23 protein-coding genes and 2 tRNA genes are annotated in these 24,651 nt (G+C 30.9%); 12 read left to right on the top strand and 13 right to left on the bottom strand.

The features are described from left to right. Window positions 1–245 precede the first annotated feature (245 nt). The 4 genes from JAO71_RS08240 to tgt form a co-directional block, all read right to left on the bottom strand. A complete protein-coding gene (locus JAO71_RS08240) occupies window positions 246–1,199 on the bottom strand; it encodes an acetyl-CoA carboxylase carboxyltransferase subunit alpha (protein ID WP_028289881.1) in 954 nt (317 codons plus the stop codon). Between the two features lie 118 nt (window positions 1,200–1,317). After that, window positions 1,318–2,217 (bottom strand): DMT family transporter, encoded by a 900-nt coding sequence (locus JAO71_RS08235; protein WP_203000162.1) that lies wholly within the window; start codon window positions 2,215–2,217, stop codon window positions 1,318–1,320. Beyond that, window positions 2,204–3,277: an LptF/LptG family permease gene (locus JAO71_RS08230; protein WP_082396259.1), complete on the bottom strand. Its 1,074-nt coding sequence runs from the start codon at window positions 3,275–3,277 to the stop codon at window positions 2,204–2,206. Before JAO71_RS08230 ends, JAO71_RS08235 begins: the two co-directional genes overlap by 14 nt. Then, complete coding sequence (gene tgt / locus JAO71_RS08225; RefSeq protein WP_028289884.1) at window positions 3,278–4,408, bottom strand: tRNA guanosine(34) transglycosylase Tgt; 1,131 nt, start codon at window positions 4,406–4,408, stop codon at window positions 3,278–3,280. Between the two features lie 211 nt (window positions 4,409–4,619). On the opposite strand from tgt, the gene JAO71_RS08220 reads away from it, so the two are divergent. The 3 genes from JAO71_RS08220 to JAO71_RS08210 all read left to right on the top strand — a co-directional run bounded on the left by JAO71_RS08220 (window position 4,620) and on the right by JAO71_RS08210 (window position 7,228). After that, window positions 4,620–5,465: a transketolase gene (locus JAO71_RS08220; RefSeq protein WP_028289885.1), complete on the top strand. Its 846-nt coding sequence runs from the start codon at window positions 4,620–4,622 to the stop codon at window positions 5,463–5,465. A 20-nt stretch (window positions 5,466–5,485) separates the two neighbouring features. Beyond that, window positions 5,486–6,439, top strand: coding sequence for a transketolase family protein (locus tag JAO71_RS08215; protein WP_203000160.1), 954 nt, complete (start codon window positions 5,486–5,488; stop codon window positions 6,437–6,439). Window positions 6,440–6,583: 144 nt separating this feature from the next. Next, on the top strand, window positions 6,584–7,228 hold the full coding sequence (locus tag JAO71_RS08210; protein WP_203000159.1) for a porin family protein: 645 nt from the start codon (window positions 6,584–6,586) through the stop codon (window positions 7,226–7,228). Between the two features lie 63 nt (window positions 7,229–7,291). Here JAO71_RS08210 and JAO71_RS08205 read toward each other — a convergent pair whose 3' ends face one another. Continuing rightward, window positions 7,292–8,248 (bottom strand): FKBP-type peptidyl-prolyl cis-trans isomerase, encoded by a 957-nt coding sequence (locus JAO71_RS08205; protein ID WP_203000157.1) that lies wholly within the window; start codon window positions 8,246–8,248, stop codon window positions 7,292–7,294. Window positions 8,249–8,328: 80 nt separating this feature from the next. Here JAO71_RS08205 and JAO71_RS08200 point away from each other — a divergent pair, with 80 nt between their 5' ends. Together JAO71_RS08200 and JAO71_RS08195 are read left to right on the top strand one after the other, a co-directional pair. Further along, on the top strand, window positions 8,329–8,703 hold the full coding sequence (locus JAO71_RS08200; protein WP_203000154.1) for an RNA-binding S4 domain-containing protein: 375 nt from the start codon (window positions 8,329–8,331) through the stop codon (window positions 8,701–8,703). Window positions 8,704–8,705: 2 nt separating this feature from the next. Then, window positions 8,706–9,206, top strand: a complete 501-nt coding sequence (locus tag JAO71_RS08195; RefSeq protein WP_187294283.1) for a phosphoribosyltransferase family protein — start codon at window positions 8,706–8,708, stop codon at window positions 9,204–9,206. Here the strand turns inward: JAO71_RS08195 and JAO71_RS08190 are convergent. Further along, entirely contained in the window at window positions 9,198–9,713 is a 516-nt protein-coding gene (locus JAO71_RS08190) for a shikimate kinase (protein WP_054852753.1), read from the bottom strand. The genes JAO71_RS08195 and JAO71_RS08190 overlap by 9 nt on opposite strands. Window positions 9,714–9,839: 126 nt before the next feature. Between JAO71_RS08190 and JAO71_RS08185 the strand changes: the two genes are divergently transcribed. The 7 genes from JAO71_RS08185 to JAO71_RS08155 all read left to right on the top strand — a co-directional run bounded on the left by JAO71_RS08185 (window position 9,840) and on the right by JAO71_RS08155 (window position 15,039). Beyond that, window positions 9,840–9,912: transfer RNA gene (locus JAO71_RS08185), tRNA-Lys, on the top strand. A gap of 68 nt (window positions 9,913–9,980) precedes the next feature. After that, a tRNA-Lys gene (locus JAO71_RS08180) sits at window positions 9,981–10,053 on the top strand. Between the two features lie 158 nt (window positions 10,054–10,211). Next, entirely contained in the window at window positions 10,212–11,111 is a 900-nt protein-coding gene (locus tag JAO71_RS08175; protein ID WP_028607912.1) for a MerR family transcriptional regulator, read from the top strand. A gap of 17 nt (window positions 11,112–11,128) precedes the next feature. Then, a complete protein-coding gene (locus tag JAO71_RS08170; RefSeq protein WP_203000152.1) occupies window positions 11,129–12,592 on the top strand; it encodes a phytoene desaturase family protein in 1,464 nt (487 codons plus the stop codon). Window position 12,593: 1 nt separating this feature from the next. Next, window positions 12,594–13,433 (top strand): phytoene/squalene synthase family protein, encoded by an 840-nt coding sequence (locus tag JAO71_RS08165; RefSeq protein WP_028289894.1) that lies wholly within the window; start codon window positions 12,594–12,596, stop codon window positions 13,431–13,433. Window positions 13,434–13,437: 4 nt separating this feature from the next. Next, window positions 13,438–13,887 carry a sterol desaturase family protein gene (locus tag JAO71_RS08160; RefSeq protein WP_028289895.1) on the top strand — a complete coding sequence of 150 codons (450 nt, stop codon included), beginning with the start codon at window positions 13,438–13,440 and terminating at the stop codon, window positions 13,885–13,887. Window positions 13,888–13,896: 9 nt separating this feature from the next. Continuing rightward, the gene (locus tag JAO71_RS08155) at window positions 13,897–15,039 is read left to right on the top strand and encodes a lycopene cyclase family protein (RefSeq protein WP_116824412.1); all 1,143 of its coding nucleotides are present in this window, start codon (window positions 13,897–13,899) and stop codon (window positions 15,037–15,039) included. Here the strand turns inward: JAO71_RS08155 and JAO71_RS08150 are convergent. The 7 genes from JAO71_RS08150 to JAO71_RS08120 all read right to left on the bottom strand — a co-directional run bounded on the left by JAO71_RS08150 (window position 15,034) and on the right by JAO71_RS08120 (window position 24,643). Beyond that, window positions 15,034–15,600, bottom strand: a complete 567-nt coding sequence (locus tag JAO71_RS08150; protein WP_203000149.1) for a TlpA family protein disulfide reductase — start codon at window positions 15,598–15,600, stop codon at window positions 15,034–15,036. The two genes, JAO71_RS08155 and JAO71_RS08150, sit on opposite strands and share 6 nt — an antisense overlap. Before the next feature lie 63 nt (window positions 15,601–15,663). Then, a complete protein-coding gene (locus JAO71_RS08145) occupies window positions 15,664–16,536 on the bottom strand; it encodes an anti-sigma factor (protein ID WP_203000147.1) in 873 nt (290 codons plus the stop codon). Between the two features lie 130 nt (window positions 16,537–16,666). Then, the gene (locus JAO71_RS08140) at window positions 16,667–18,937 is read right to left on the bottom strand and encodes an aconitate hydratase (RefSeq protein ID WP_203000145.1); all 2,271 of its coding nucleotides are present in this window, start codon (window positions 18,935–18,937) and stop codon (window positions 16,667–16,669) included. Window positions 18,938–19,301: 364 nt separating this feature from the next. Next, window positions 19,302–22,076 carry a bifunctional aconitate hydratase 2/2-methylisocitrate dehydratase gene (locus JAO71_RS08135; protein ID WP_203000143.1) on the bottom strand — a complete coding sequence of 925 codons (2,775 nt, stop codon included), beginning with the start codon at window positions 22,074–22,076 and terminating at the stop codon, window positions 19,302–19,304. A gap of 267 nt (window positions 22,077–22,343) precedes the next feature. Beyond that, window positions 22,344–23,483 carry an acyltransferase family protein gene (locus tag JAO71_RS08130; RefSeq protein WP_203000141.1) on the bottom strand — a complete coding sequence of 380 codons (1,140 nt, stop codon included), beginning with the start codon at window positions 23,481–23,483 and terminating at the stop codon, window positions 22,344–22,346. Window positions 23,484–23,496: 13 nt separating this feature from the next. Further along, a complete protein-coding gene (locus tag JAO71_RS08125; RefSeq protein ID WP_028289902.1) occupies window positions 23,497–23,688 on the bottom strand; it encodes a GldL-related protein in 192 nt (63 codons plus the stop codon). A gap of 1 nt (window position 23,689) precedes the next feature. Then, a complete protein-coding gene (locus tag JAO71_RS08120; protein WP_203000139.1) occupies window positions 23,690–24,643 on the bottom strand; it encodes an AAA family ATPase in 954 nt (317 codons plus the stop codon). Window positions 24,644–24,651: the final 8 nt, after the last annotated feature.

Raw genomic sequence — 24,651 nt, 5'->3', positions numbered from 1 at the left:
AAAAATTTTAAGAAAACACTTAATGGTTGTTTAATATTTTTCAGTTTAAAATAGCTTTAAATAAGTCTAATTTAGGAATTAGCGAAAGTAAAGAAATTGTAAAGAAATATTAGAATACAAAGTTACTCAATCTTAACAGGTCATCAACAATTATAATGTTAATAACTCATTTTTTTTGTTGATAAGCACAAAAAAAAACCTGAAGCCGAAACTTCAGATTTTGTTAGCAAATGGTTTTATAAGGATTAGCCTTTAAAAACTCCCATTTCTGAATATTTTTCAATGCGATTATTAACTAACTCTTCTGGTGATAAGTTTTTAAACTCATCAAAAGCAGTCAATATTGCTTTAGATACAGTTTTGAAAGTTGTAGGTCTATCTTTATGTGCACCTCCTAATGGTTCTTTTATGATAGCGTCAACAATTTTCATTTTTTTCATATCATTTGCTGTTAACTTTAAAGCTTCAGCAGCTTGCTCTTTATACTCCCAACTTCTCCATAAAATTGAAGAACATGATTCTGGTGATATAACAGAATACCAAGTATTTTCTAACATCATTATTTTATCACCAACTCCAATACCTAAAGCTCCACCAGAAGCACCTTCACCTATTACAATAGTAATAATTGGCACTTTTAAACGAGTCATTTCTAAAATATTTCTAGCAATAGCCTCTCCTTGTCCACGCTCTTCAGCTTCTAAACCAGGATATGCTCCAGGAGTATCTAAAAGTGTAACTACAGGTATACCAAATTTTTCGGCAGACTTCATTAATCTTAAAGCCTTACGGTAACCTTCAGGATTAGCCATACCAAAATTACGATACTGTCTTGTTTTTGTATTATATCCTTTTTGTTGACCAATAAACATAAAGCTTTGGTCTCCAATTTTACCAAGACCACCAATCATAGCTTTGTCATCTTTAAAACTTCTGTCTCCATGAAGCTCTAAAAAAGAGTTACCACAAATAGCATTAATATAATCTAATGTATAAGGTCTATTTGGATGACGTGACATTTGTACACGTTGCCAAGGGGTAAGATTTTTATATATTTCTTTTTTAGTTGCTGTAAGCTTTTTTTCAATTTGCTTACAAGTCTGTGTCACATCTACATCACTCTCTTCTCCAATAATTTGACACTTTTCTAGTTGATCTTCTAGTTCTTTTATAGGTAATTCAAATTCTAAATATTCCATAGGGAATGATAGTTTTGTTTATTTGTTAGCTAGCAAAATTACATATTTTTTGCTTTAAATTTTAAGATTTTAATTAAAATGACTTCTTTTTAACGTTATAATTTGATAATCAACGGGTTTAATTGCTTTTTTTAGCCTTAATTTTTTTCCAATTTTTAAGTATTCCATTACTTAAAACAACTCCTAATATTATGAAAGCTCCAATATAAAACGATGACGACATGGTTTCTGATTCTGGAAATAAAATAAGAGCTAACACAATTCCGTAAATAGGTTCTAAATTATAAGTAAGAACAACCGTGTATGGACTTATGTACCTCATAACATAGACTGATGCAATAAAAGCATAGGCTGTACAAACTGATGCTAAAATAAATAACCACGAGGCATCTGATATAGAAATATTAAAATGATTAGCATTAAAACCATCGCCAAAAACTAATATATATATTGAAATAAAAAATACACCACTTATAAATTCATAGAATGAAATTTTTGTAGCTGAATGTTCTTCAAGAAATTTCCCGTTTAATACTGCAAATAAAGATGAAAGAAAAGCTGAAATAACCCCTAAAATCATTCCATCAATGTATTTAAATTCACTTCTAACTATCAAATAAATTCCGACAATAACAATTAGACCAAAAACAATTTCATATTTAATAATCTTTCTTTTATATATAATTGGCTCTATAAATGAAGCAAAAAAAGCACCTGTAGAAAACATGGCTAGTGCAATGGAAGCATTGGATACTTGAATAGAACCAAAAAAAGTAATCCAATGTAAAGCTATAATAATACCTGCAATGGATAGTTTGATTAAAGCTTTTTTAGTAATATCTACATTTATTTTAGCTCTTTTAATGTAAAGAAACATTAAAAGAGTAGCCATAAGCATCCTGTACCAAACTAAACTAACTGCATTAATAGTAATTAATTTACCTATAATAGCTGTAAATCCAGCAATAAATACTAAAAGATGTAAGTGTAAATAATTTTTTAATTTATCGTTTTGCATTACGCAACAATATTAGAGCCAAAATTCCGAAAATTATATTTGGAAACCAAACCGCTAATAAAGGTGAAAAATTTGATTGCGAAGCAAGTGTACCGAAAATTTTATCGAAAAACACAAAAATCATTGCTATACATATACCAAATGCTAAATTTACACCCATACCACCTCTACGTTTTATAGAAGACACTGAAACAGCAATTATAGTTAAAATAAATACAGAAACTGGCAAACTCCATTTTTGATACATTGCCAATTTATAACGTCCAATAAATTTAGAGCCTCTTTTTTCTTCACGCTCTATAAAATTCACTAATTCGTTATACTTGAGCGTTTCGGCTATATAATCTTCTGGAGTTAAATCTTCTAAATCAAAGGAGAATACAGTGTCTTTTTTTCTTTCAATTTCAAGAAGATCATTATTTTGACCAACTTTTCTTTTTAGATAGTTTCTTAATACAAAAGCTGAATCCTCTTGAATATATCTAATATTAGATGCACTGATTTTATAAGTCATTTTGTCGTTTTCAAAATGCTCTAAAGTAAAATTTATACCAGTTTTTGTTTTAGCATTAAAACTAGTCACATAAATGATATCATTATCATTAATCTGCTTTAATACATTTGTACTATTTGATGCTTTACGACCAGATAAATATTTATATTTAAAATCATTAAAACCTTTACTTGCATTAGGTGCTAAATATAGACCCAATACAATGGAAAGAATAGCCACTATAGTTGCACCAATTAAATAAGGTCTTAAAAAACGTGTAAATGAAACCCCTGAACTTAAAAAAGCAACAATTTCTGTATTATTAGCCAATTTTGAAGTAAACCAAATTACTGATAAAAATAAAAACAATGGAAATAATAAATGGGCAAAATAAATTGTAAAATCTAGTAGATACTGTAAGACCTCTACTAAAGGCACATTATTCTCTAAAATTTTCCCAATCTTTTCAGCTAAATGCACAGTTATTCCAATTGGAATAAATAGCAATAACATGACCGCAAAAGTCATTAAATAGCGTTTTAATATATACCAGTCTAAAATTTTCACCTACAGACGATTATTCATTTGTTTAACCATTTTATCTTTCCATACCTTAAAATCTCCTGCAATAATATGTTTTCTTGCTTCTCTTGTTAGCCAAAGGTAAAAACCTAAATTGTGTATGGTAGCAATTTGTTTAGCCAATAATTCATTTACATTAAATAAATGTCTTAAATAAGCTTTACTATATTCTGTATCAACAAACGTTATACCCATTTCATCAATTGGAGAAAAATCATCTCTCCATTTCAAGTTTTTAATATTTATAGAGCCATAAGCTGTAAAAAGCATACCATTTCTTGCATTTCGGGTTGGCATAACACAATCAAACATATCTACACCCAATGCAATATTTTCTAAAATATTTATTGGTGTACCTACTCCCATTAAATAACGAGGTTTATCCCAAGGTAGTATATCTGTTACGACTTCTGTCATAGCATACATTTCTTCTGCTGGTTCTCCTACAGATAGACCTCCAATTGCATTACCTTCTGCTCCAACACCTGCAATATATTCGGCTGATTGTTTACGTAAATCTTTGTAGGTACTACCCTGCACTATTGGAAAAAATGACTGAGAATAATCATATTTCAAAGGTGTTTTATCTAGATGCGTTAAGCAACGCTCCAACCAACGATGTGTCATATGCATAGATCGTCTTGCATAATTATAGTCGCATGGGTAAGGTGTACACTCATCAAAAGCCATAATTATATCTGCTCCAATACTACGTTGGATTTCCATAACATTTTCTGGCGTAAAGGTGTGATAACTTCCGTCAATGTGAGATTTAAACTTAACTCCTTCTTCTTTAATTTTATTATTACCTGATAAAGAGTATACTTGATAACCACCAGAATCAGTAAGTATATTACGATCCCAGTTCATAAATTTATGCAACCCACCAGCTTTTTCTAAAATATCAATCTGAGGTTTTAAATATAAATGATAAGTATTACCTAATATAATATCAGGATTAATATCATTTTTAAGTTCTCTTTGGTGCACACCCTTTACAGATCCAACAGTTCCAACAGGCATAAAAATAGGCGTTTCTATCTCGCCATGATCTGTTGTCATTACTCCTGCTCTTGCATTACTTTGTGTGTCTTTTGCTTTTAAATCGAAAGTCATTGTATCTGTTAAATCTTCAGCTAGCAAATATAAATAAGAAAAACTCAAAGGATATTAAATAGTTGCTAAATTTAAAAATATTGTTAATAGTTAACTTAAATAGATTCAATTGTTAAGAAATCAGTACATTTCGTTAATAACTGTAATACCTCTACTTTTGTAAGGGAATATTAAAAAACTAATTTTGACAAAAATAATTAACCCATAAGTCATGGCAAGCATACAACAATTAGAAGATTTAACAACACAAGTACGTAGAGACATTATACGTATGGTGCACAAAGTAAATTCTGGTCATCCAGGAGGCTCATTAGGTTGTGCCGAATTTTTTGTAGCATTATACAAAGATATAATGGACAGAAAAGAAGGATTTGAAATGGATGGTATTAATGAAGACCTTTTTTTCCTATCCAATGGTCACATCTCTCCTGTCTATTATAGTGTATTAGCAAGATCTGGATATTTTCCAGTGGAAGAGTTAAATACTTTTAGACTAATTAACAGTAGACTACAAGGTCATCCAACAACCCATGAAGATTTACCTGGTGTAAGAATTGCTTCCGGATCTTTAGGTCAAGGACTAAGTGTTGCGTTAGGTGCTGCACAAGCAAAAAAATTAAATGGTGATAATCATTTAGTGTATAGCTTACATGGTGATGGTGAAATGCAAGAAGGTCAAAACTGGGAAGCTATAATGTATGCTTCTGGTAAAAAAGTAGATAATATTATTGCTACTATAGATCTTAATGGTCAACAAATTGATGGATCTACAGATACTGTTTTACCAATGGGAAGCTTTAAAGCTAAATTTGAAGCATTTGGTTGGACTGTTGTAGAAATTGAAGACGGAAACAATATTGAGGCTATATTAAAAGGTATGGCTGAAGCTAAAAGCTTAACAGGAAAAGGTAAACCAGTTTGTGTATTACTAAAAACAATAATGGGTAATGGTATTGACTTTATGATGCATACTCACGCTTGGCATGGTAAAGCTCCAAATGACGAACAGCTTGCTATTGGATTAGAACAAAACCCTGAAACTTTAGGAGACTATTAATACACTAGAATTTAGAGAAAATGAAAACATATACAAACACAGGAAGTAAAGATACAAGATCAGGTTTTGGTGATGGCTTAACAGAATTAGGTAGAACAAATCCTAATGTTGTTGCACTTTGCGCAGATTTAATTGGATCATTAAAAATGAACCAATTCATAGAAGAAAATCCAGAACGCTTTTTTCAAATAGGAATTGCTGAAGCTAACATGATGGGTATTGCTGCAGGATTAACAATTGGAGGTAAAATACCCTTTACTGGTACTTTTGCTAACTTCTCAACAGGTCGTGTTTATGACCAAATAAGACAAAGTATTGCTTATTCTGATAAAAACGTAAAAATCTGTGCTTCTCACGCAGGTTTAACTTTAGGTGAAGATGGTGCTACACACCAAATACTAGAAGACATTGGCTTAATGAAAATGTTACCAGGTATGACAGTAATTAACCCATGTGATTACAATCAAACTAAAGCTGCTACAATTGCTATTGCTAAACATGAAGGCCCTGTATACTTACGTTTTGGACGTCCAAAAGTTGCTAATTTCACACCAGACAATCAAACTTTTGAAATTGGTAAAGCTTTACATTTACAAGATGGTAGCGATGTTACTATTGTAGCAACTGGTCATTTAGTATGGGAAGCTTTAGAAGCTGTTAAGGTTTTAAATGAAAAAGGCATATCTGCCGAAGTAATCAACATACATACTATTAAACCTTTAGATGCTAATGCTATCATTGAATCTGTTAAAAAGACTAAATGTATTGTTACTGCTGAAGAACATAATAAATTAGGTGGTTTAGGAGAAAGTATTGCTAGAGTCTTATCTCAGTACCAACCAACACCTCAAGAGTTTATTGCTACAAATGATACTTTTGGAGAATCAGGTACACCAGCACAATTGATGGAAAAATATGGTTTAAATGCGGATGCAATTGTTACTGCTTGTGAAAAAGTTATAAAACGAAAGTAACAAAACTATAATCAACAGATTTAAAGCGTTTAAAACATTTTTGTTTTAAACGCTTTTTTATTTACATAATACGCTGTTAAACAGAAATTAAAACAATTTGGCATAATTTTCGTTATAGTATGTGTTCATCAAAAAACAACAATTATGAAAATTTTAAAAGAATTTCACGAATACTTTACTCTAAGTAGAATAATTGTGAGTAAAAAATTGATTTTAACATCAATTGCAACGCTATTATTTTCAACATTTATTTTAGCTCAAACAGAAAGTGGTTTTGGTATAAAAGGAGGCTTAAACTACAATGGAAATGGCGATTACTTCGAGTCAATAAATAATAATTATCAGACTCCAGATAGAAACATAGGCTATCATATAGGTGTGTTTGGTAAAATAGGTGAAAAACTATATTTTAGACCAGAATTAATTTACACTGCTACAAAAAGTGACTATGATGCTGGAGCATTTGAATTTAAAAAACTAGATGCACCTTTATTAGTTGGTTTTAAAGTATTAGGGCCAATTAATGTTTTTGCTGGTCCTTCTTTACAATATATAATAAATAGTGACTTTGAAAATGCCACTATAAATACTATTGAAAATGATTATTCTGTAGGATTAAATTTTGGTATTGGTTTTAGCTTAGATAAAATTGGAATAGATTTAAGATATGAAAGAGGTTTTAATGATAATGAAGCGGTTTTAATTAACAATAACATATCAACAGTAAACCCTAACAGATTAGATACAAGACCAGAGCAATTAATATTAAGTTTATCTATAATGTTATAATAGAATAAAAAAAGAGCCACTTTAAAAGTGGCTCTTTTTTTATTCTATTAAATAATTTGAATCTTAAATAGATTCGGTTGAATCAGAATCTAAATAGTTTGGTATTCCGTCACCATCTGTATCATCATTAGTTGGATCTCCATCTCCATCTATATCTTCGTCAATAGTGTTAACTCCATCTTCATCATCGTCTTGATCAATCACATTTGGAATTCCATCACCATCTGTATCATCATTTTCACCATCACCATCACCATCTAAATCTTCAATATAAGATGGTACTCCGTCAAAATCATGATCTAATTCAATTCTAGTTAACAAACCAAATTTAAACATTATTGGAGTATACGTCGGTATAGTATTAGTTCCAGATGAAAAGTAAGCTATACCTGAAGGTATAAAAACTGCACCAATACCAAAATTATGATTTGTAGTAGTACCATCACCATTTTCACTGTAGCCATCACGAGTTTTAAACTCAAGTAACACGTCTCTAAAGCCTGTTATTACACCAAAAAAAGAAGATACACTAGACAGGTTAAAAACTGAAGCCTGATTATTACTAGTATCAAAAACCTCCCCATCAAGCAATGCTCCTTCATAACTAACACCTACAGCATCTAATGGGTGTAACGACTCTCCTAAACCTTCTCTTAGACTTAGATAGTATAAAGTGTAGACAACAGTATCTGTATCTATTTCACTCTCTACTTGCTTACTTAACAATTCAGGTCTGTTAATTAAGGGGTCAGCGTCCAAGTTGTTATTAGCTGCACTAATTGTGTCGATAACAATTTCAAATGTATCGTTAGCTAACGAATATGGATTAGCAAAATCAAAATCATCATAATTATAAGTATGAGTACTTAGATACTCTTCTATCTCTAAAATATCTTCATCGTATACTTCTTGTCTGTTTCTTTCTTCAAATGTAACTGTATCATCATCATCATCTGAATTACATGAAAAGGCAAGAGGTAATATAGATAAAAGTGCGAAAGTAAATTTTCTTAATCTCATTTATTGTTATTTTTGAAGTGCAAGATACATTTTAATATAATTTTGCACAATAACGTTAACGTCAATTTTAGATAAATAATATGCGAATAGACAAATATTTATGGTGTGTCAGATATTATAAAACAAGAAACATTGCTACTACTGCCTGTAAAAAAGGTCATATTAAAATAAATGATGCTGTTGTTAAGCCAAGTAGAGACGTTTATCCAACAGATGTAATAGAACTTAGAAAAGACCAAGTAAATTATAAATTAATTGTTTTGGACATACCTCCTAATCGTGTAGGAGCCAAACTTGTAGATCTTTATCGGGTTGATAAAACACCAAAATCTGCTTTTGAAGCACAAGAAATGCTTAAATTAGCTAAAGATTACTACAGAAAAAAAGGCGTTGGACGACCAACAAAAAAAGATAGAAGAGATTTAGATAACTTAAATTTAGAAAACGAACAGTAATAATGGAAGGACAAAATATGATTTTAAACTCAAATGAAATCAATAATAAACTAAGACGTATTGCATACCAGATATATGAAGCTAATACGACTGAAACTGAAATTATTTTAGCAGGTATTGATGTAAATGGATACATATTAGCTAAAAAACTAAAAACTATACTTTCTAAAATTTCTGATATTAAACCTATACTTTGTAAAATATCCATAGATAAGAAAAACCCAAGATTACCTATAAAAACTTCTATTAAGGCTGAGAATTACACAAATAAATCTGTTGTTTTAATAGATGATGTTTTAAATTCTGGAACAACTTTGATATATAGCGTAAAACATTTTCTAGAAGTCCCTTTAAAACAATTTAAAACCGCTGTTTTGGTAAACCGAAATCATAAAAAATTTCCAGTAAAAGCAGATTACAAAGGGATATCGCTTTCTACATCTTTAAAAGAACATGTCCATGTTAACCTTGAAGGAAAAGATTGGAAAGCCTATCTAACTTAAACTTATTATAATATTTTGTAAAGTTTCCTCAATAGACCTAGTAGTATTAACAACTATATCTGCTTGATTGTAAAAAAACGATCTTTCAAAAATATGTTTAGCGATAAAATCTTTTAACTCCTCTTTTGCATTTAAATGCTCTATTAATGGTCTAGTTTTGTCTTGAAACAACCTATCTGTCAAAATATCTAAGCTTGCTTTTAAATAAATAGTCTTCACATTATCTAGTTTGTTTAACCAAATCATTGTATCATAAAAACAAGGGGTCCCTCCTCCTAAAGAAATAATAGTTTTATCACACTTAGATGTCAAATCTTTTAAATATGACTGTTCTAATTTTCTAAAATGTAGTTCTCCTTTTGTTTTAAAAATTTCTGAAACGGTTAAATTTTCGTTTTTTTCAATAAATCTATCAAGATCTACAAACTGAAAATTCATCATTTTTGCCAATTCTACTCCAATTGTAGACTTTCCTGAGGCCATATATCCAACTAAAATTAAATTCATTTTTGAGCTTATAAATTGATTATTAAATCGATAGAAAATTATGTGACAAAAAAACGAAAAAAAAATCATATTTACGCTTGTTGTTCTAATAAAAGGTAATATATTTGCACCCTCATTTAAACAAATGACCAGTTAGCTCAGTTGGTAGAGCATCTCCCTTTTAAGGAGAGGGTCCTGGGTTCGAGCCCCAGACTGGTCACTACTAAGTTAATTAATTATTAACTTTACAAATGACATAAACACTTAAACTAGTTTATAATAGTTTAAGACCAGTTAGCTCAGTTGGTAGAGCATCTCCCTTTTAAGGAGAGGGTCCTGGGTTCGAGCCCCAGACTGGTCACAAAAAAGTTAAGCATTTTGCTTAGCTTTTTTTTTGCTTTAAACTCAACTAACTCTAAAATAAGCAGCAACATACTTATTTATTTTATTGTTAATTATTTCAAAATCTTTTTAATTAAGAGTTAAAAATTCATTTTGTTTAACTATTTTTGAAAAATAATGAACAATATAAAATCTAAATTTAGCATTAAAGACCTAGAAAACCTTTCTGGGATTAAAGCCCATACCATTAGGATTTGGGAAAAACGCTATAATCTATTTCAACCAAACCGAACAGATACCAATATTAGATATTACAGCTTAGCAAGCTTACAAAAGATATTAAATATTAGCTACCTAAATAAAAACGGTTACAAAATATCTAAAATTGCAAAATTAGATACAGAGGACATACCTAAATTAGTCAAAGAAATAGCTGATAAAAACGATAAAAACAACCATTCTATAAATGCTTTAAAACTTGCTATGATTAATTTTGATCAAGGTTTGTTTTACAAAACTTATAGTGACTTAATTACAAATCATTCGTTTGAAACTATTTTCAATCAAGTTTTTGTCCCACTATTAGATGATATTGGATTATTGTGGCAAACAGATACTATTACTCCTGCTCACGAACACTTTATAGTTGAGCTTATTAAACAAAAAATAATACTAAACACTGAAAAAGCAATTAACACCACAAGCTTATCAAACCAAACAGAAGCTTATGTTTTGTTTTTACCAGATAATGAAGTACATGAATTAGGATTACTTTTTACTAATTATTCTATAATTAATAAAGGTGCTCACGCCATTTATTTAGGCCAAAGTGTACCAATAGACAGCTTACAGTTTTTAAATTCACAATATGATAAAATTATATTTATTTCATGCTTTACTGTAAAGCCTGAAAAGGATAATTTAAATGATTATTTAGAAGAGTTTTATAAAAAAATATTACATAAAACTGATAATACACTTGTTATTTCTGGAAGAATGTCTTCTTTAATAAATAATGATGATTTTAATCAAATCAAAGCTTATAAATCCACAAAAGAGGTTATCGAAAACCTTTAACTTTTAATTAATATTTAATGAGTAAAAACATTGCAATAATTGGTTCTGGGTTTTCAGCATTATCCGCTTCCTGTTATTTGGCTAAACAAGGTCACAAAGTAACTATATTTGAAAAAAATAGCACCATAGGTGGACGTTGTAGACAATTTAAAAAAGATGGATTTACCTTTGACATAGGTCCTAGCTGGTATTGGATGCCTGATATATTTGATAAGTTCTTTGCTGATTTTGGTAAAAAAACTTTAGACTATTACCAATTAGACAAATTATCTCCTGCTTATAAAATCTTTTTTAAAGATGAAAACATTACTATTGGAGATACACTTGACAAAATCTGTACTGAATTTGAACGTATTGAACCTGGTAGCTCTATTCCGCTTAAAAAATTTATAAAGAAAGCTGGAGATAATTATGATATAGCTATTAATAAAGTCGTGTTAAAACCTGGAGTTTCACCTTTAGAACTTATTACTCCAGAGACAGCAATGCGTGTAGATCAGTTTTTTAAAACTATAAGTAGTGAAGTTAGAAAAAACTTTAAAAACCCTAAACTAATCTCAACACTTGAGTTTCCGGTTTTATTTTTAGGAGCAAAACCTAACAAAACACCTTCTTTTTATAGTTTTATGAATTTTGCTGATTTTGGTCTTGGTACTTGGCATCCTAAAGGTGGTATGTACCAAATCGTATTAGCGATGTCTAGTTTAGCTAAAAGTCTTGGTGTAATCATTAAAACGGATAGTAATGTAAGTAAAATAGACGTTGTAAATAAATCAGTTTCTAGCATAACAGTTAACAATAACAAATTAAGCTTTGATGTTGTTTTAAGTGGTGCAGATTATCATCATACTGAGACGCTTTTAGATATAAACCATAAACAATATTCTGAAAAATATTGGAGCAAAAAGACTTTCGCTCCTTCTTCTCTACTCTTTTACATTGGTTTTGATAAAAAACTAGATAATATTCAGCATCATAATTTATTTTTTGATACTAATTTTGAGTCTCATGCAGAAGACATTTATGATGATCCAAAATGGCCAAGTAATCCATTATTTTATGCAAACTTCCCTTCTAAAACGGACTTGACTATGGCTCCTGTAGGATGTGAAACAGGATTTTTTTTAATCCCAATTGCTCCAGGAATAGAAGATACCTTAGAAATAAGAGCTAAATATTTAGATATAATTTTAAACAGGTTTGAAAGATTAACAAATCAAAATGTCAAAAATAATATTATCTTTAAAGAGTCATTTTGTGTAAACGATTTTATTAAAGACTATAATTCATATAAAGGAAATGCTTACGGGATGGCAAATACACTACTCCAAACTGCATTTTTAAGACCAAAACTAAAAAGTAAAAAACTGGACAATCTTTACTTTACAGGTCAATTAACAGTACCAGGACCAGGTGTCCCTCCAGCTTTAATATCTGGAAAATTAGTAGCTCAATTAATAAACAAATACCATAACAAGTAACATGAAAGCATTATTCGATACTGTATCTTACAATTGTAGTAAAGTGGTAACTAACTCTTACAGCACTTCATTTTCATTAGCTACAAAAATGCTATCTACTAGCATTAGACAAGATATTTATAACATATATGGCTTTGTAAGATTTGCAGATGAAATTGTAGACACCTTTCATGACTATAATAAAAAAGAGTTATTTAAACGTTTTGAAGACGATTTAGAATTTGCCTTGCGTGATAAAATAAGTTTAAACCCAATTTTAAATGCTTTTCAATACACATATCACAAGTGTAATATAGATAAACACATGGTAGACTCGTTTATGAAAAGTATGCGATTAGACCTATCTAAAACTAAATATACAACCGATCAAGAATACAAAGACTATATCTATGGATCTGCAGATGTTGTTGGCTTAATGTGCCTTAAAGTATTTGTTAAAGGTGATAATAAAAAGTACGAAACATTAAAAAGTACAGCTATGTCATTGGGTTCTGCCTTTCAAAAAGTAAACTTTTTAAGAGACCTAAAAGCAGATCACGAATTGTTAGATCGCACCTATTTCCCTAATACAGATTTAACAAATCTTACTGAAGACGACAAACTTTTTATTATAAGAGACATCGAACACGATTTTGAAGAAGGCTTAAAAGGTATTAAACAATTACCAATAGAAGCTAAGTTTGGAGTTTTCATGGCTTACAGGTATTACAACCAATTATTAAAAAAGCTAAAAAAGACACCAGCTTTAGAAATTAAAAACACACGTATTAGAGTACCTAACTATAAAAAAGCCGAGTTACTAACACGTAGTTATGTAAAATATCAACTTAATTTATTATAAAATAATGCAAACCCTTTATTGGATATTAGTCTTTTTAGGAACATTCTCAGCAATGGAATTTATGGCATGGTTTACACACAAATATATCATGCATGGCTTTTTGTGGAGTTTACACAAAGACCATCACCACAAAGATCACGACAGTTGGTTTGAGCGTAACGATGCCTTTTTTATATTTTATGCCATAGTAAGTATGACATGCTTTTACCTTTGGAGTTACGAAGGCGTTTGGTATTGTTTACCTATCGGATTAGGAATCATGGCATATGGAGCTGCCTATTTTTTAGTGCACGATATTTTTATACACCAACGTTTTAAATTATTTCGTAAAGCAAATAATAGATATGCAAAAGGTGTGAGACGTGCACATAAAATGCATCATAAACACTTAGGTAAATCTGATGGAGAATGTTTTGGAATGCTATTTGTACCTTTCAAATACTTTAAAAAATAATATTTTTATATGCCCAAAAACCATTATGATTACATAATTGTTGGTAATGGATTAGCTGGTTTACAATTAGCATTAGCATTAAATCAAGATTCTTTTTTTAAAGAAAAATCTATTGCCTTAATAGATCCTTCTCCTAAAAATGTAAACGATAAAACTTGGAGTTTTTGGGAAGAAAAATCTGGTAAATGGGAGAAAATCGTTAATAAAAAATGGACTAAGGCTAACATTTACACCAGTAAAAAACAAATCCGTTTAAACTTAAATCCATACACTTATAAAAGTATTCGTGGTATTGATTTTTATAATTTAGCTAAAGCTGAAATTCAGCAGAACAAAAATTTTACTTTTTTAATTGAAACCGTTACAGATGTTTCTGAAACAAAAACACCAATAGTCACTACCGAAACCAATAGCTACACAGCCAATCATGTTTTTGACAGCAGACTAACTAAAGATTACGATTTAAACGACAAATCCTATACTAATATCATTCAACATTTTAAAGGTTGGGTTATAAATACTGAAAATAATGTATTTGACGACACCACTTTAACTATGATGGATTATCGTTTAAAAGATGATAATCAAACCACATTTATGTATGTGCTACCAACTGCTAAAAACAAAGCTTTAATAGAATTCACCTATTTTACTGAAAATTTAGTAGAAGAAAAAACTTATGATAAATACATAAAACAGTATATAAGTCAATATTTAAAGATTAAAAATTACAATATAATCGAAACCGAAGCTGGACAAATACCAATGACCACCTTTCCGTTTGATAGTTACAATACTAGATCTGTAACAAAAATTGGTACAGCTGGAGGCTGGGTTAAGCCATCAACAGGATATTCATTTAAAAATACTGAACATAAGGTTAGTTTAATTATTTCTAATTTAAAAAATAATAAAATACCTTCATCAGGATTACATAAAAGCAAATATAAATTTTACGATAAAATATTTCTTAAAGTATTAAAAGACGAAAACTATAAAGGCGAATGGATTTTTCAGCAATACTACAGTAAAAATAACCCAACAACTATGTTCAAATTTTTAGATGAAACTTCTACTTTTAAAGAAGATTTAAAAATTATGTGGTCCTTATTTAGCTTTAGCTTTATAAAAGCCTTTTTTAAGACCTTATAATTCTAATAAGCCATTAATAATTTTATTGACCGTTTCACTATTCCAATTAGCAGCTCCATTTTTGTCTATTACAACTTCACCTTTTTGATTAATTAAAAAAGTTCTAGGAATACTATTTATTTCAAAAGTATTGATTGAAGACTTCTCTAAAGGCGTATAAACTTTGAATGAGTAATTATTTTTTGCCATAAATGCATTTATAGTCTCTATTTTTTCATTTGAAATAAAAACAAATTCTATTTTATCCTTATAAGTTTCATACAACTGCTGCATGCTTGGTAATTCTGCTATACAAGGTGGACACCAAGTTGCCCAAAAGCTAACTAATACGATTTTGTTTTCCGCTTGACGGAAATTAAAAGGTTGACCAGTACTATTTTGTAATTGCCAATTGTAGTTAGTTATTATTTTTCTGTTGTTTGGTTTTTCAATACTTGGTGATAATAGAGCTAAACCTCTATGTACTTGTATTTGAATAAATTGTCTAGTTGTTGGGATAATCATAAGTACCAAAATAGCAACAAACAATGTATTATTTAATGAAATTTTAGGTTTAGTCATATTTGTTTTATAAAAAAAGCACCTAATACATTAGGTGCTTAAAAGTAATAAAAACTATTTGTTTTATCTATTAACAGTTCCTGTTAATGATTGTGTAGGTCCTGCTCCCATTGTTATAGTGCTGTGTGTTTCTGCATCAATAGCTATAGTATGTAACAAAGGTTTTAATGTAAAAGGTGATGGACTATTATCAGGACTAGGCTCTACAGATAAAACTATAGTTTGTCCTCTTAAATCCGTAGGGAACGTAAATCCATCTGGAGCATTTTGTAAATAATCTTCTCCTGGATAACCAGGTCCATTTCCTGCATCTCCTTTATAAGGTGATGTTGCTGCATTACTATCTGCCATTGATGGATCTGTAAAAGTACCTGTACTAATTGGTGTACCATCTATTACAGCCCAACCTTCATAAACCCAACCGTCAGAAAGTACAGGTAACTCTAAACCTGCTACTGCTGGTGCTGCTTCGTTATCTAAAAACCAAACACCACTAGCTTCATTAGTGTCATCCATGTCTGTTGGAGTTGCTAATATAAATTTACCAGCAACTGTAGAGAAATCTGCTACTAAATTTGAATTGACTACTGCTGAATCTCCAGAAAAATCACCTGCTAAAATTTTTGTATCTGCAGGAGCTGGATCAGAATCTACAGATGGCTCAATGGATAACACAAAGGTTGTTGCACTTTGTAATTGAGACTCTAGTACAGGAAAAGATTTAGGAAAAGTTACATCACTAAATGTTCCTGTTGATACTGGATTACCATCTACAATAATCCATCCTTCGTAAACATAATCATCTCCTAAAGCTTCAAGATTTGGAATGTCAATAGTTAGATTTGAAACTGGGTTTACAGGAGCGTCATCGTCGTCACTACAAGATACACTTAATACTCCTAAAGCCATTACAGCTAAATACATTTTTCTAATCATAATTTTTGGTTTTAATTAATTGAACAATTTTTATTAAAAAGTCGACACTTAATTTAAAACCTTACATAAATATCAAAAAAAACTCCTGAAAGATTCAGGAGTTTTAATAATTAACACTTTTTACCAAGTATTATGCATTGTTTTCTTTCTTAATTAAATTAAGAGCACTTCCCTCGTTATACCAGGCGATTTGCGCTTCATTGTATGTATGATTTACGATAATATTATTCTTATTTCCATTTGCATGAACCACCTCAATTGTTAGTGGTTTATTTGGTGCAAATTCATTTAAATCTAAGAAATTAAATGTGTCATCCTCTTGAATTAGGTCATAATCTGCTTCATTTGCAAATGTTAGACCTAACATTCCTTGTTTTTTAAGATTAGTTTCGTGGATACGAGCAAAAGATTTAACAATTACAGCTACAACACCTAAATGTCTTGGTTCCATTGCTGCGTGCTCACGAGAAGAACCTTCTCCGTAATTATGATCTCCAACAACTATAGATTTAACTCCAGCTGCTTTATATGCTCTAGCTGTATCAGGTACACCTGCAAACTCACCAGTTAATTGATTTTTTACAAAATTGGTTTTCATACCAAATGCATTTACTGCACCAATTAAGCAATTATTAGAAATATTATCTAAATGCCCTCTAAAACGTAACCAAGGACCAGCCATACTAATGTGATCCGTAGTACATTTACCAAATGCTTTAATTAATAATTTGGCACCTGAAATATCATTACCAATTGGAGTAAAAGGTGTCAATAATTGAAGTCTTTCTGAATCTGAAGCCACTTTTACTACTACTCCACTTCCATCTGGATCAGGAGCTAAATACCCATTATCCTTAACTTCAAAACCTTTAGGTGGTAACTCCCATCCTGTAGGCTCATCAAACATAACTTCCTGTCCATCTTCGTTAATTAACTTATCTGTTAGTGGGTTAAAATCTAAACGTCCAGAAATTGCAATAGCAGCAGTTATTTCGGGAGAAGCAACAAAAGCATGTGTATTAGGGTTACCATCTGCACGCTTAGCAAAGTTTCGGTTAAAAGAGTGTACAATACTATTTTTAGGTGCATTTTTTGGATCGCTATATCTTGCCCATTGCCCAATACATGGTCCGCAAGCATTTGTAAATATTTTAGCATCTAATTTTTCGAAAATCCCTAAAATACCGTCTCTGTCTGCTGTATATCTAACTTGTTCAGATCCAGGATTAATACCTAAATCAGCTTTCATTTTTATACCTTTATCTATTGCTTGTTGCGCTATTGATGACGCACGTGATAAATCTTCGTAAGACGAGTTAGTACACGATCCAATAAGTCCCCATTCTACTTGTAAAGGCCACTCATTAGTAGTTGCAATCTCAGTCATTTTATCACCAACTGGAGTTGATAAATCTGGAGTAAAAGGTCCATTTAATAATGGCCCTAACTCTGATAAGTTAATATCTATAACTTGATCAAAATACTGTTCTGGATTAGCATATACTTCATCATCTGCAGTTAAATACTCTTTCACTTGATTTGCAGCATCTGCAACATCTGCTCTGTCTGTGGCACGTAAATAACGCTCCATAGACTCATCATAACCAAAAGTTGATGTCGTTGCACCAATTTCTGCTCCCATGTTACAAATAGTACCTTTACCTGTACATGACATAGCTTTAGCACCTTCGCCAAAATATTCAACAATTGCACCTGTACCACCTTTGGCAGATACAATTCCTGCTACTTTTAATATAACATCTTTAGGCGCTGTCCATCCAGATAATTTACCTGTTAATCTAACACCAATTAATTTTGGAAATTTAAGTTCCCAAGCCATTCCTGCCATAACATCTACAGCATCTGCACCTCCAACTCCGATAGCAACCATACCTAATCCTCCTGCATTAACTGTATGAGAATCTGTACCAATCATCATTCCTCCTGGAAAAGCGTAATTTTCTAATACTACTTGGTGAATAATACCTGCTCCTGGTTTCCAGAATCCAATTCCGTATTTATTAGATACTGATTCTAGAAAATCAAAAACTTCACTACTTACACTATTTGCGTGTTTTAGATCTTTTGTTGCACCTTCTTTAGCTTGGATTAAGTGATCGCAATGTACAGTAGTTGGTACAGCAACATTATCTTTTCCTGCTTGCATAAATTGCAATAATGCCATTTGTGCGGTTGCATCTTGACATGCAATACGGTCTGGAGCAAAATCTACATAATCTTTACCTCTTGTAAAAGCTTTGTCTGTTTTACCATCCCAAAGGTGAGAATATAAAATTTTCTCAGAAAGTGTTAAAGGTTTTCCAACAACGTCTCGTGCTTTATCTACACGTTCTGCAATTTGGCTGTACACCTTTTTTATCATATCAATATCAAATGCCATAAGTTCTTTTTTTTTGTTTATTTAGTTGTGATTATTAGTATCCTAATATACAAATTATAGTATGACTATGAAAGTGTTTTAACGTGTTTTGAGTAATACCAAAATATTAACTATTTGATTTGTATCGCGTTAGGGATTGCAGTGGAAATCCTTTTTTTAACACTTATGATGCTTAGTAAAGTTTTAGTTAGATTAATAATAAAACAATTGCTTAAAATAAATCTAGTTAAAAAAAGATTGGGAACGAAAAGCCCGACCCTTGTGGTAACGCCCAAATTTTAATAATAAAGAAAGATTTTTTAATACAAAAAAGTCCGAGTTTTTTAAACTCGGACTTTTAAAATATTGTAAAATATCTTGTAGATTATCTTACTAATTGCTTTGTTGAAGGTTTGAATTTGGTTAAAACAATACCATCTACTGCTGCTTCATATTCTTCCATAGTTGGTGTTCTACCTAAGATTGTTGATAGGACCACAACTGGTGTAGATGATAATAATGACTCACCTTTTTTCTCTCCTGAATCTTTTACAACTCTTCCTTGGAATAAACGTGTAGAGGTTGCCATTACTGTATCTCCTGGTTCTGCTTTTTCTTGATTACCCATACAAAGGTTACATCCTGGACGCTCTAAATACAACATGTTTTCGTATTTAGTACGTGCTAATCCTTTTGGTGCGCTATCGTCAAACTCGAATCCCGAGTATTTTACTAAAACATCCCAATCACCTTCTTCTTTAAGTTCGTCTACAATATTATATGTTGGAGGTGCAACTACTAAAGGTGCTTTAAATTCTACTTTACCATGTTGGGCTTCGACATTTTTAAGCATTTGAGCTAAAATTTTCATGTCTCCTTTATGAACCATACATGATCCTACGAAACCTAAATCTACTTTTTTAGTTCCACCATAGTATGATAATGGTCTGATATTATCGTGAGTGTAACGCTTTGATACGTCATCATTGTTTACGTCTGGATCCGCAATCATTGGCTCAGCGATTTCATCTAAATCAATAATAACTTCTGCATGATATACAGCATTTGCGTCTGGTCTTAACGATGGTTTAATACCTGTTTTAAGCTCAGTAATTCTAGTTTCTGCTTTATCTACAAGACCTTTAAGTACTTGTTTAGCATTGTCCATACCTTTATCAATCATGATTTGGATACGACCTTTTGCAATTTCTAATGACTCGATTAAAGTATCGTCTTCTGAAATACAGATAGATGCTTTAGCTTTCATTTCGGCAGTCCAATCTGTAAATGTAAACGCTTCATCTGCAGTTAAAGTACCAATATGTACTTCGATTACACGACCTTGGAATACGTTTTCACCTCCAAATTGCTTTAACATTTGTTGTTGTGTTGCGTGTACTACATCACGGAAATCCATATAAGATTTCATTTGTCCTTTAAAGGTAACTTTAACCGATTCTGGAATAGGCATTGACGCCTCACCTGTTGCTAATGCTAAGGCTACAGTACCTGAATCTGCTCCAAAAGCAACACCTTTAGACATACGTGTGTGAGAATCTCCCCCAATAATGATGTCCCAATCTCCAACAGTAATATCGTTAAGTACTTTATGAATAACATCTGTCATAGGGAAATACTTCCCTTTTGGATCACGACCAGTAATTAAACCGAAATCGTTCATGAAGCTCATTAACCTTGGTATATTAGCTTTAGATTTATCATCCCAAACTGAAGCTGTATGACAACCAGATTGGTAAGCACCATCTACAATCGGAGAGATAACTGTAGCTGCCATCATCTCTAGTTCTTGAGAAGTCATTAATCCTGTAGTATCCTGAGAACCAACAATATTTACTTCTGCACGAACGTAAGAACCTGCATGTAAAGTAGCTCCTGATGTACCAACTGCATTTTTATTAAAAATTTTCTCTACAGCTGTTAAACCTTGACCTTCTATTGATACTTCTTTTGAAGCTGCGTATACTTGAGGTACCTCAATACCTAAAACTTTACAAGCAAATGTTTGTAATTTTTTACCAAAGACTACAGCGTAAGATCCTCCAGCTTTCATAAACTCCATTTTTTGTGGTGTAAATGCTGCCGATATATCTTTAAGTTCTTGGTCTCCGTTATATAATTTTTTCTCTTTTGTGTTTATAGTTAATACAGTACCTGTAGCTACAGAGTAAACTTCTTTTAAGATAGGTTCTCCATCTTCATCTACGATAGTTTTACCATCTGCATCTTTTTGTTGTACCCAATTTTTAAGGTCTAAACCTATACCTCCAGTTACACCAACTGTTGTTAAGAAAATTGGAGCAATACCATTAGTACCTGCAATTACTGGTGCAATGTTAATAAATGGAACGTAAGGACTTGAAGAAATACCTGTCCATAGCGCTACGTTATTTACACCTGACATTCTGGAAGAACCAACTCCCATTGTTCCTTTTTCTGCAATTAGCATTACACGCTTGTCTGGATGTGCTTCTTTTAATGCTAATAATTCGTTTTGCATGTCTTTGTTATGCTCAAACATACATTGACCATGTAACTCACGATCTGACCTAGAGTGTGCATCACCACCAGGAGATAATAAATCTGTTGAAATATCACCAACACCTGCAACATAAGTTACAACTTCTATTTTTTCTTCAACTTCTGGTAGTTTTGTAAAAAACTCGGCTTGAGCATAGCTTTCGATAATATCTTTAGCTATTTCACTACCATTATTAAGTGCTTCTTCTAAACGGTCTGTATCAGCTTCGTAAAGAAAAACTTGTGTTTTTAACACTTTAGCTGCCTGTAAAGCTATTGACTTGTCTTCACCTAAAGCTAAATCTAATAATACCTTAACAGATGGTCCACCTTTCATGTGTGATAATTGCTCAAAAGCAAACTCGGTTGAAATTTCTGGAACAATAGATTCACCTAAAATAATCTCTTTTAAAAACTTAGCTTTAACAACTGCAGCACTTGTGGTACCTGGTAAAACGTTATAAATAAAGAAGTTTAGAGACTGCTCTCTATATTCGTTATCTGTGTCTTTAATTTGCTCAATAATTGCGCTTAATAAATCTGCACCATCAATTGGCTTAGGATGAAGACCTAATTCTTTTCTGTCTTCAATCTCTTTAAGGTAATCTTTATAAATGTTCATATAGTTTAAAATAGAATTCTTTTAAATTTATTACTGAAAAAAATGTTGTAAGTGTACATTTTAACCGAACTAAAATCATAGGTAAACTAGAAAATTACATACAATTCAAGTCTAGCAAAATTACGAAAATTTTGAGGTATTTTGAAAGCTAATTATAAAATTGAATTATTGATAAATTTGATGAGATAATATCTTTAATTTTATTAATTCCACATTTTTGATACCACAAAAAAATCATTATCAAAATTTATTAACTAAAAATTACATTTAATATAAATACTTGTTATTTATAGAGTTTCTAAATTTTATCAATGGATATTCAAAAAAAGTAAATAATAGATAAGAAAATGCAAATGTTAAGATCCAATACAACACTAAAATTGAAAATTTAGCAATTAGACTGACTTGATCGACATCTATAAATTGTCTTATAGTTAACAAAACAATTGAATAATTAATTAAATAAATAGAATAAGACCACAAACTTATTTTAGTAATTAAAGGTGTTAATAAAACATGTTTTTTCCAATTTGAAAACACAGGAAACGTCAGCAAAATACTTATAGATACTAAGGGTAAATAATAAATATTAAAAAACGTTGAGAAATGATCTGGATTTAATTGATTTGAAAATATATTTAAATGAATAATTACAAATAAAAAAGCCCCAAAACCAAAGCTTAACCATTTTAGTTGTTTCCAAGATTTTGTGAAATAAAAAGCAAAAAAAGCTCCTAAAAAACCATAATAAATACTATCAATTCTATAAATAACTACTTTTCTTAAAATCTTACTCCATGAAAGATGTTCTGGGATTTTGGTTAAATGAACATCAAAAATAAATCTGTGTATTGTAATACACACAATTACTAAACAAGTCATTATTAAAAAACTCCATTTATTAAGTTTTTTAAAGAATAAGCCCAAGGCTAATAATATTACGGGACCAATAATATATGCAAACTCTTCTATTGTTAAGCTCCAAGATTCGGTAAAAAAATCAGGTTGCTGTGAGCTAAAATTTTGAAGAAAGAAAAAGAACTTATAAAGCTGTTTAGGTATTTCGCTATTAAAAACATACAATAAACCAATATTAACAATTAAAACCAGATAATAGTTTGGAAGTGTTCTAAGCCAACGACGTATCCAAAAACTAATAAATTGCTTAAGACTAGTTTGTTGATTTTGTATATGTCTTATTAATATAGTACCAATTAAAAATCCACTGAGCACAAAAAATATGTCTACGCCTATTGTACCAAAAAACTGAATGGTTTTGACAATTGTTGAGGATGATTCTGGAAATAATAAAATAGTAGAATGTGAGCAAAGTATCAGTAAAATAGCGATTGCTCTAACAACGTCTAAACCAAATACTCTTTGCTTGTAAGTTGTTATTGATTTCAAAAATTAGATTTAATTATTTTTGTCTTGCTATTTTTACTAGTTTAATGATAGCATAAAAAATAGCACAAAACTCTATAAAAGTTCCTAAAGTTAGTAGTAAACTTCCGTTTGGCCAATGTTGTATTTTAAATAACGCACCTACGATTGTTAATGCAATACCTATTAGTAAGATAATAAAAGGCACTAATAATTGCTTAAGCTTCATACTAAAATAAACTTTTTATAATCTGCTCAATAGTGATTCCTTCTGCTTCAGCTTTATAGTTTTTAATCATTCTGTGACGCAAAATACTTGTTGCAACAGCTTGGACATTTTCTATATCTGGAGAAAACTTACCATTTACTGCTGCATGAGTTTTTGCTGCTAATATTAAATTTTGAGACGCTCTTGGTCCTGCTCCCCAATCTACATATTGTTTTACTAAATCTGAAGCTGCATCACTATGTGGTCTTGTTTTACCAACCATTGTAACTGCATACTCGATAACATTATCTGCTACAGGAATACGTCTAATTAACTGTTGAAAATCTGTTATTTCTTTAGCAGTAAACAATGCATTAACTTTAGGTTTATGGTCTGATGTGGTTGCTTTAACAACATCTACTTCTTCCTGAAATGTTGGATAATCTAAATTAATAGCAAACATAAAACGGTCTAATTGTGCTTCTGGAAGTGGATACGTACCTTCTTGCTCAATTGGGTTTTGGGTTGCTAATACAAAATAAGGTAAATCTAATTTATAATGATGACCTGATACTGTAACAGCACTCTCTTGCATTGCTTCTAGTAAAGCTGCTTGAGTTTTTGGAGGTGTACGGTTAATCTCATCTGCTAAAATAATATTAGCAAAAATGGGTCCTTTAATAAATTTAAATTGTCTGTTTTCGTCAAGGATTTCGCTTCCTAAAATGTCACTTGGCATTAAATCTGGAGTAAATTGTATACGCTTAAAATCCAATCCTAAAGCTTGAGAAATTGTATTAACCATTAGTGTTTTGGCTAAACCAGGAACACCAATTAATAACGCATGACCACCAGAAAAAATAGAAATTAAAATCTGATTTACAACATCGTCTTGACCAATTATTACTTTGGCAACTTCTTGTCTTAATGAATTGTATTTAGTTACTAGAGATTTTACTGCTGCAACGTCTGACATAAATTTTG

Origin of the sequence: Olleya sediminilitoris (assembly GCF_016785945.1) — a bacterium.
GTDB classification, from domain to species: Bacteria; Bacteroidota; Bacteroidia; order Flavobacteriales; family Flavobacteriaceae; genus Olleya; species Olleya sediminilitoris.
The sequence above is the reverse complement of the archived record's forward strand: the minus strand, read 5'-3'. Positions and strand labels throughout refer to the sequence as shown.

Bases quoted from the DNA above. Each gene is read 5' to 3' on its own strand.
- JAO71_RS08235 (WP_203000162.1), bottom strand. From the start codon at position 2,217: ATGCAAAACGATAAATTAAAAAATTATTTACACTTACATCTTTTAGTA.
- JAO71_RS08195 (WP_187294283.1), top strand. From the start codon at position 8,706: ATGGAAGGACAAAATATGATTTTAAACTCAAATGAAATCAATAATAAA.
- JAO71_RS08220 (WP_028289885.1), top strand. From the start codon at position 4,620: ATGGCAAGCATACAACAATTAGAAGATTTAACAACACAAGTACGTAGA.
- JAO71_RS08135 (WP_203000143.1), bottom strand. From the start codon at position 22,076: ATGAACATTTATAAAGATTACCTTAAAGAGATTGAAGACAGAAAAGAA.
- JAO71_RS08150 (WP_203000149.1), bottom strand. From the start codon at position 15,600: ATGACTAAACCTAAAATTTCATTAAATAATACATTGTTTGTTGCTATT.
- tgt (WP_028289884.1), bottom strand. From the start codon at position 4,408: ATGACTTTCGATTTAAAAGCAAAAGACACACAAAGTAATGCAAGAGCA.
- JAO71_RS08240 (WP_028289881.1), bottom strand. From the start codon at position 1,199: ATGGAATATTTAGAATTTGAATTACCTATAAAAGAACTAGAAGATCAA.
- JAO71_RS08205 (WP_203000157.1), bottom strand. From the start codon at position 8,248: ATGAGATTAAGAAAATTTACTTTCGCACTTTTATCTATATTACCTCTT.
- JAO71_RS08145 (WP_203000147.1), bottom strand. From the start codon at position 16,536: ATGATTAGAAAAATGTATTTAGCTGTAATGGCTTTAGGAGTATTAAGT.
- JAO71_RS08165 (WP_028289894.1), top strand. From the start codon at position 12,594: ATGAAAGCATTATTCGATACTGTATCTTACAATTGTAGTAAAGTGGTA.
- JAO71_RS08120 (WP_203000139.1), bottom strand. From the start codon at position 24,643: ATGTCAGACGTTGCAGCAGTAAAATCTCTAGTAACTAAATACAATTCA.
- JAO71_RS08125 (WP_028289902.1), bottom strand. From the start codon at position 23,688: ATGAAGCTTAAGCAATTATTAGTGCCTTTTATTATCTTACTAATAGGT.
- JAO71_RS08170 (WP_203000152.1), top strand. From the start codon at position 11,129: ATGAGTAAAAACATTGCAATAATTGGTTCTGGGTTTTCAGCATTATCC.
- JAO71_RS08160 (WP_028289895.1), top strand. From the start codon at position 13,438: ATGCAAACCCTTTATTGGATATTAGTCTTTTTAGGAACATTCTCAGCA.
- JAO71_RS08200 (WP_203000154.1), top strand. From the start codon at position 8,329: ATGCGAATAGACAAATATTTATGGTGTGTCAGATATTATAAAACAAGA.
- JAO71_RS08215 (WP_203000160.1), top strand. From the start codon at position 5,486: ATGAAAACATATACAAACACAGGAAGTAAAGATACAAGATCAGGTTTT.
- JAO71_RS08175 (WP_028607912.1), top strand. From the start codon at position 10,212: ATGAACAATATAAAATCTAAATTTAGCATTAAAGACCTAGAAAACCTT.
- JAO71_RS08210 (WP_203000159.1), top strand. From the start codon at position 6,584: ATGAAAATTTTAAAAGAATTTCACGAATACTTTACTCTAAGTAGAATA.
- JAO71_RS08140 (WP_203000145.1), bottom strand. From the start codon at position 18,937: ATGGCATTTGATATTGATATGATAAAAAAGGTGTACAGCCAAATTGCA.
- JAO71_RS08190 (WP_054852753.1), bottom strand. From the start codon at position 9,713: ATGAATTTAATTTTAGTTGGATATATGGCCTCAGGAAAGTCTACAATT.
- JAO71_RS08155 (WP_116824412.1), top strand. From the start codon at position 13,897: ATGCCCAAAAACCATTATGATTACATAATTGTTGGTAATGGATTAGCT.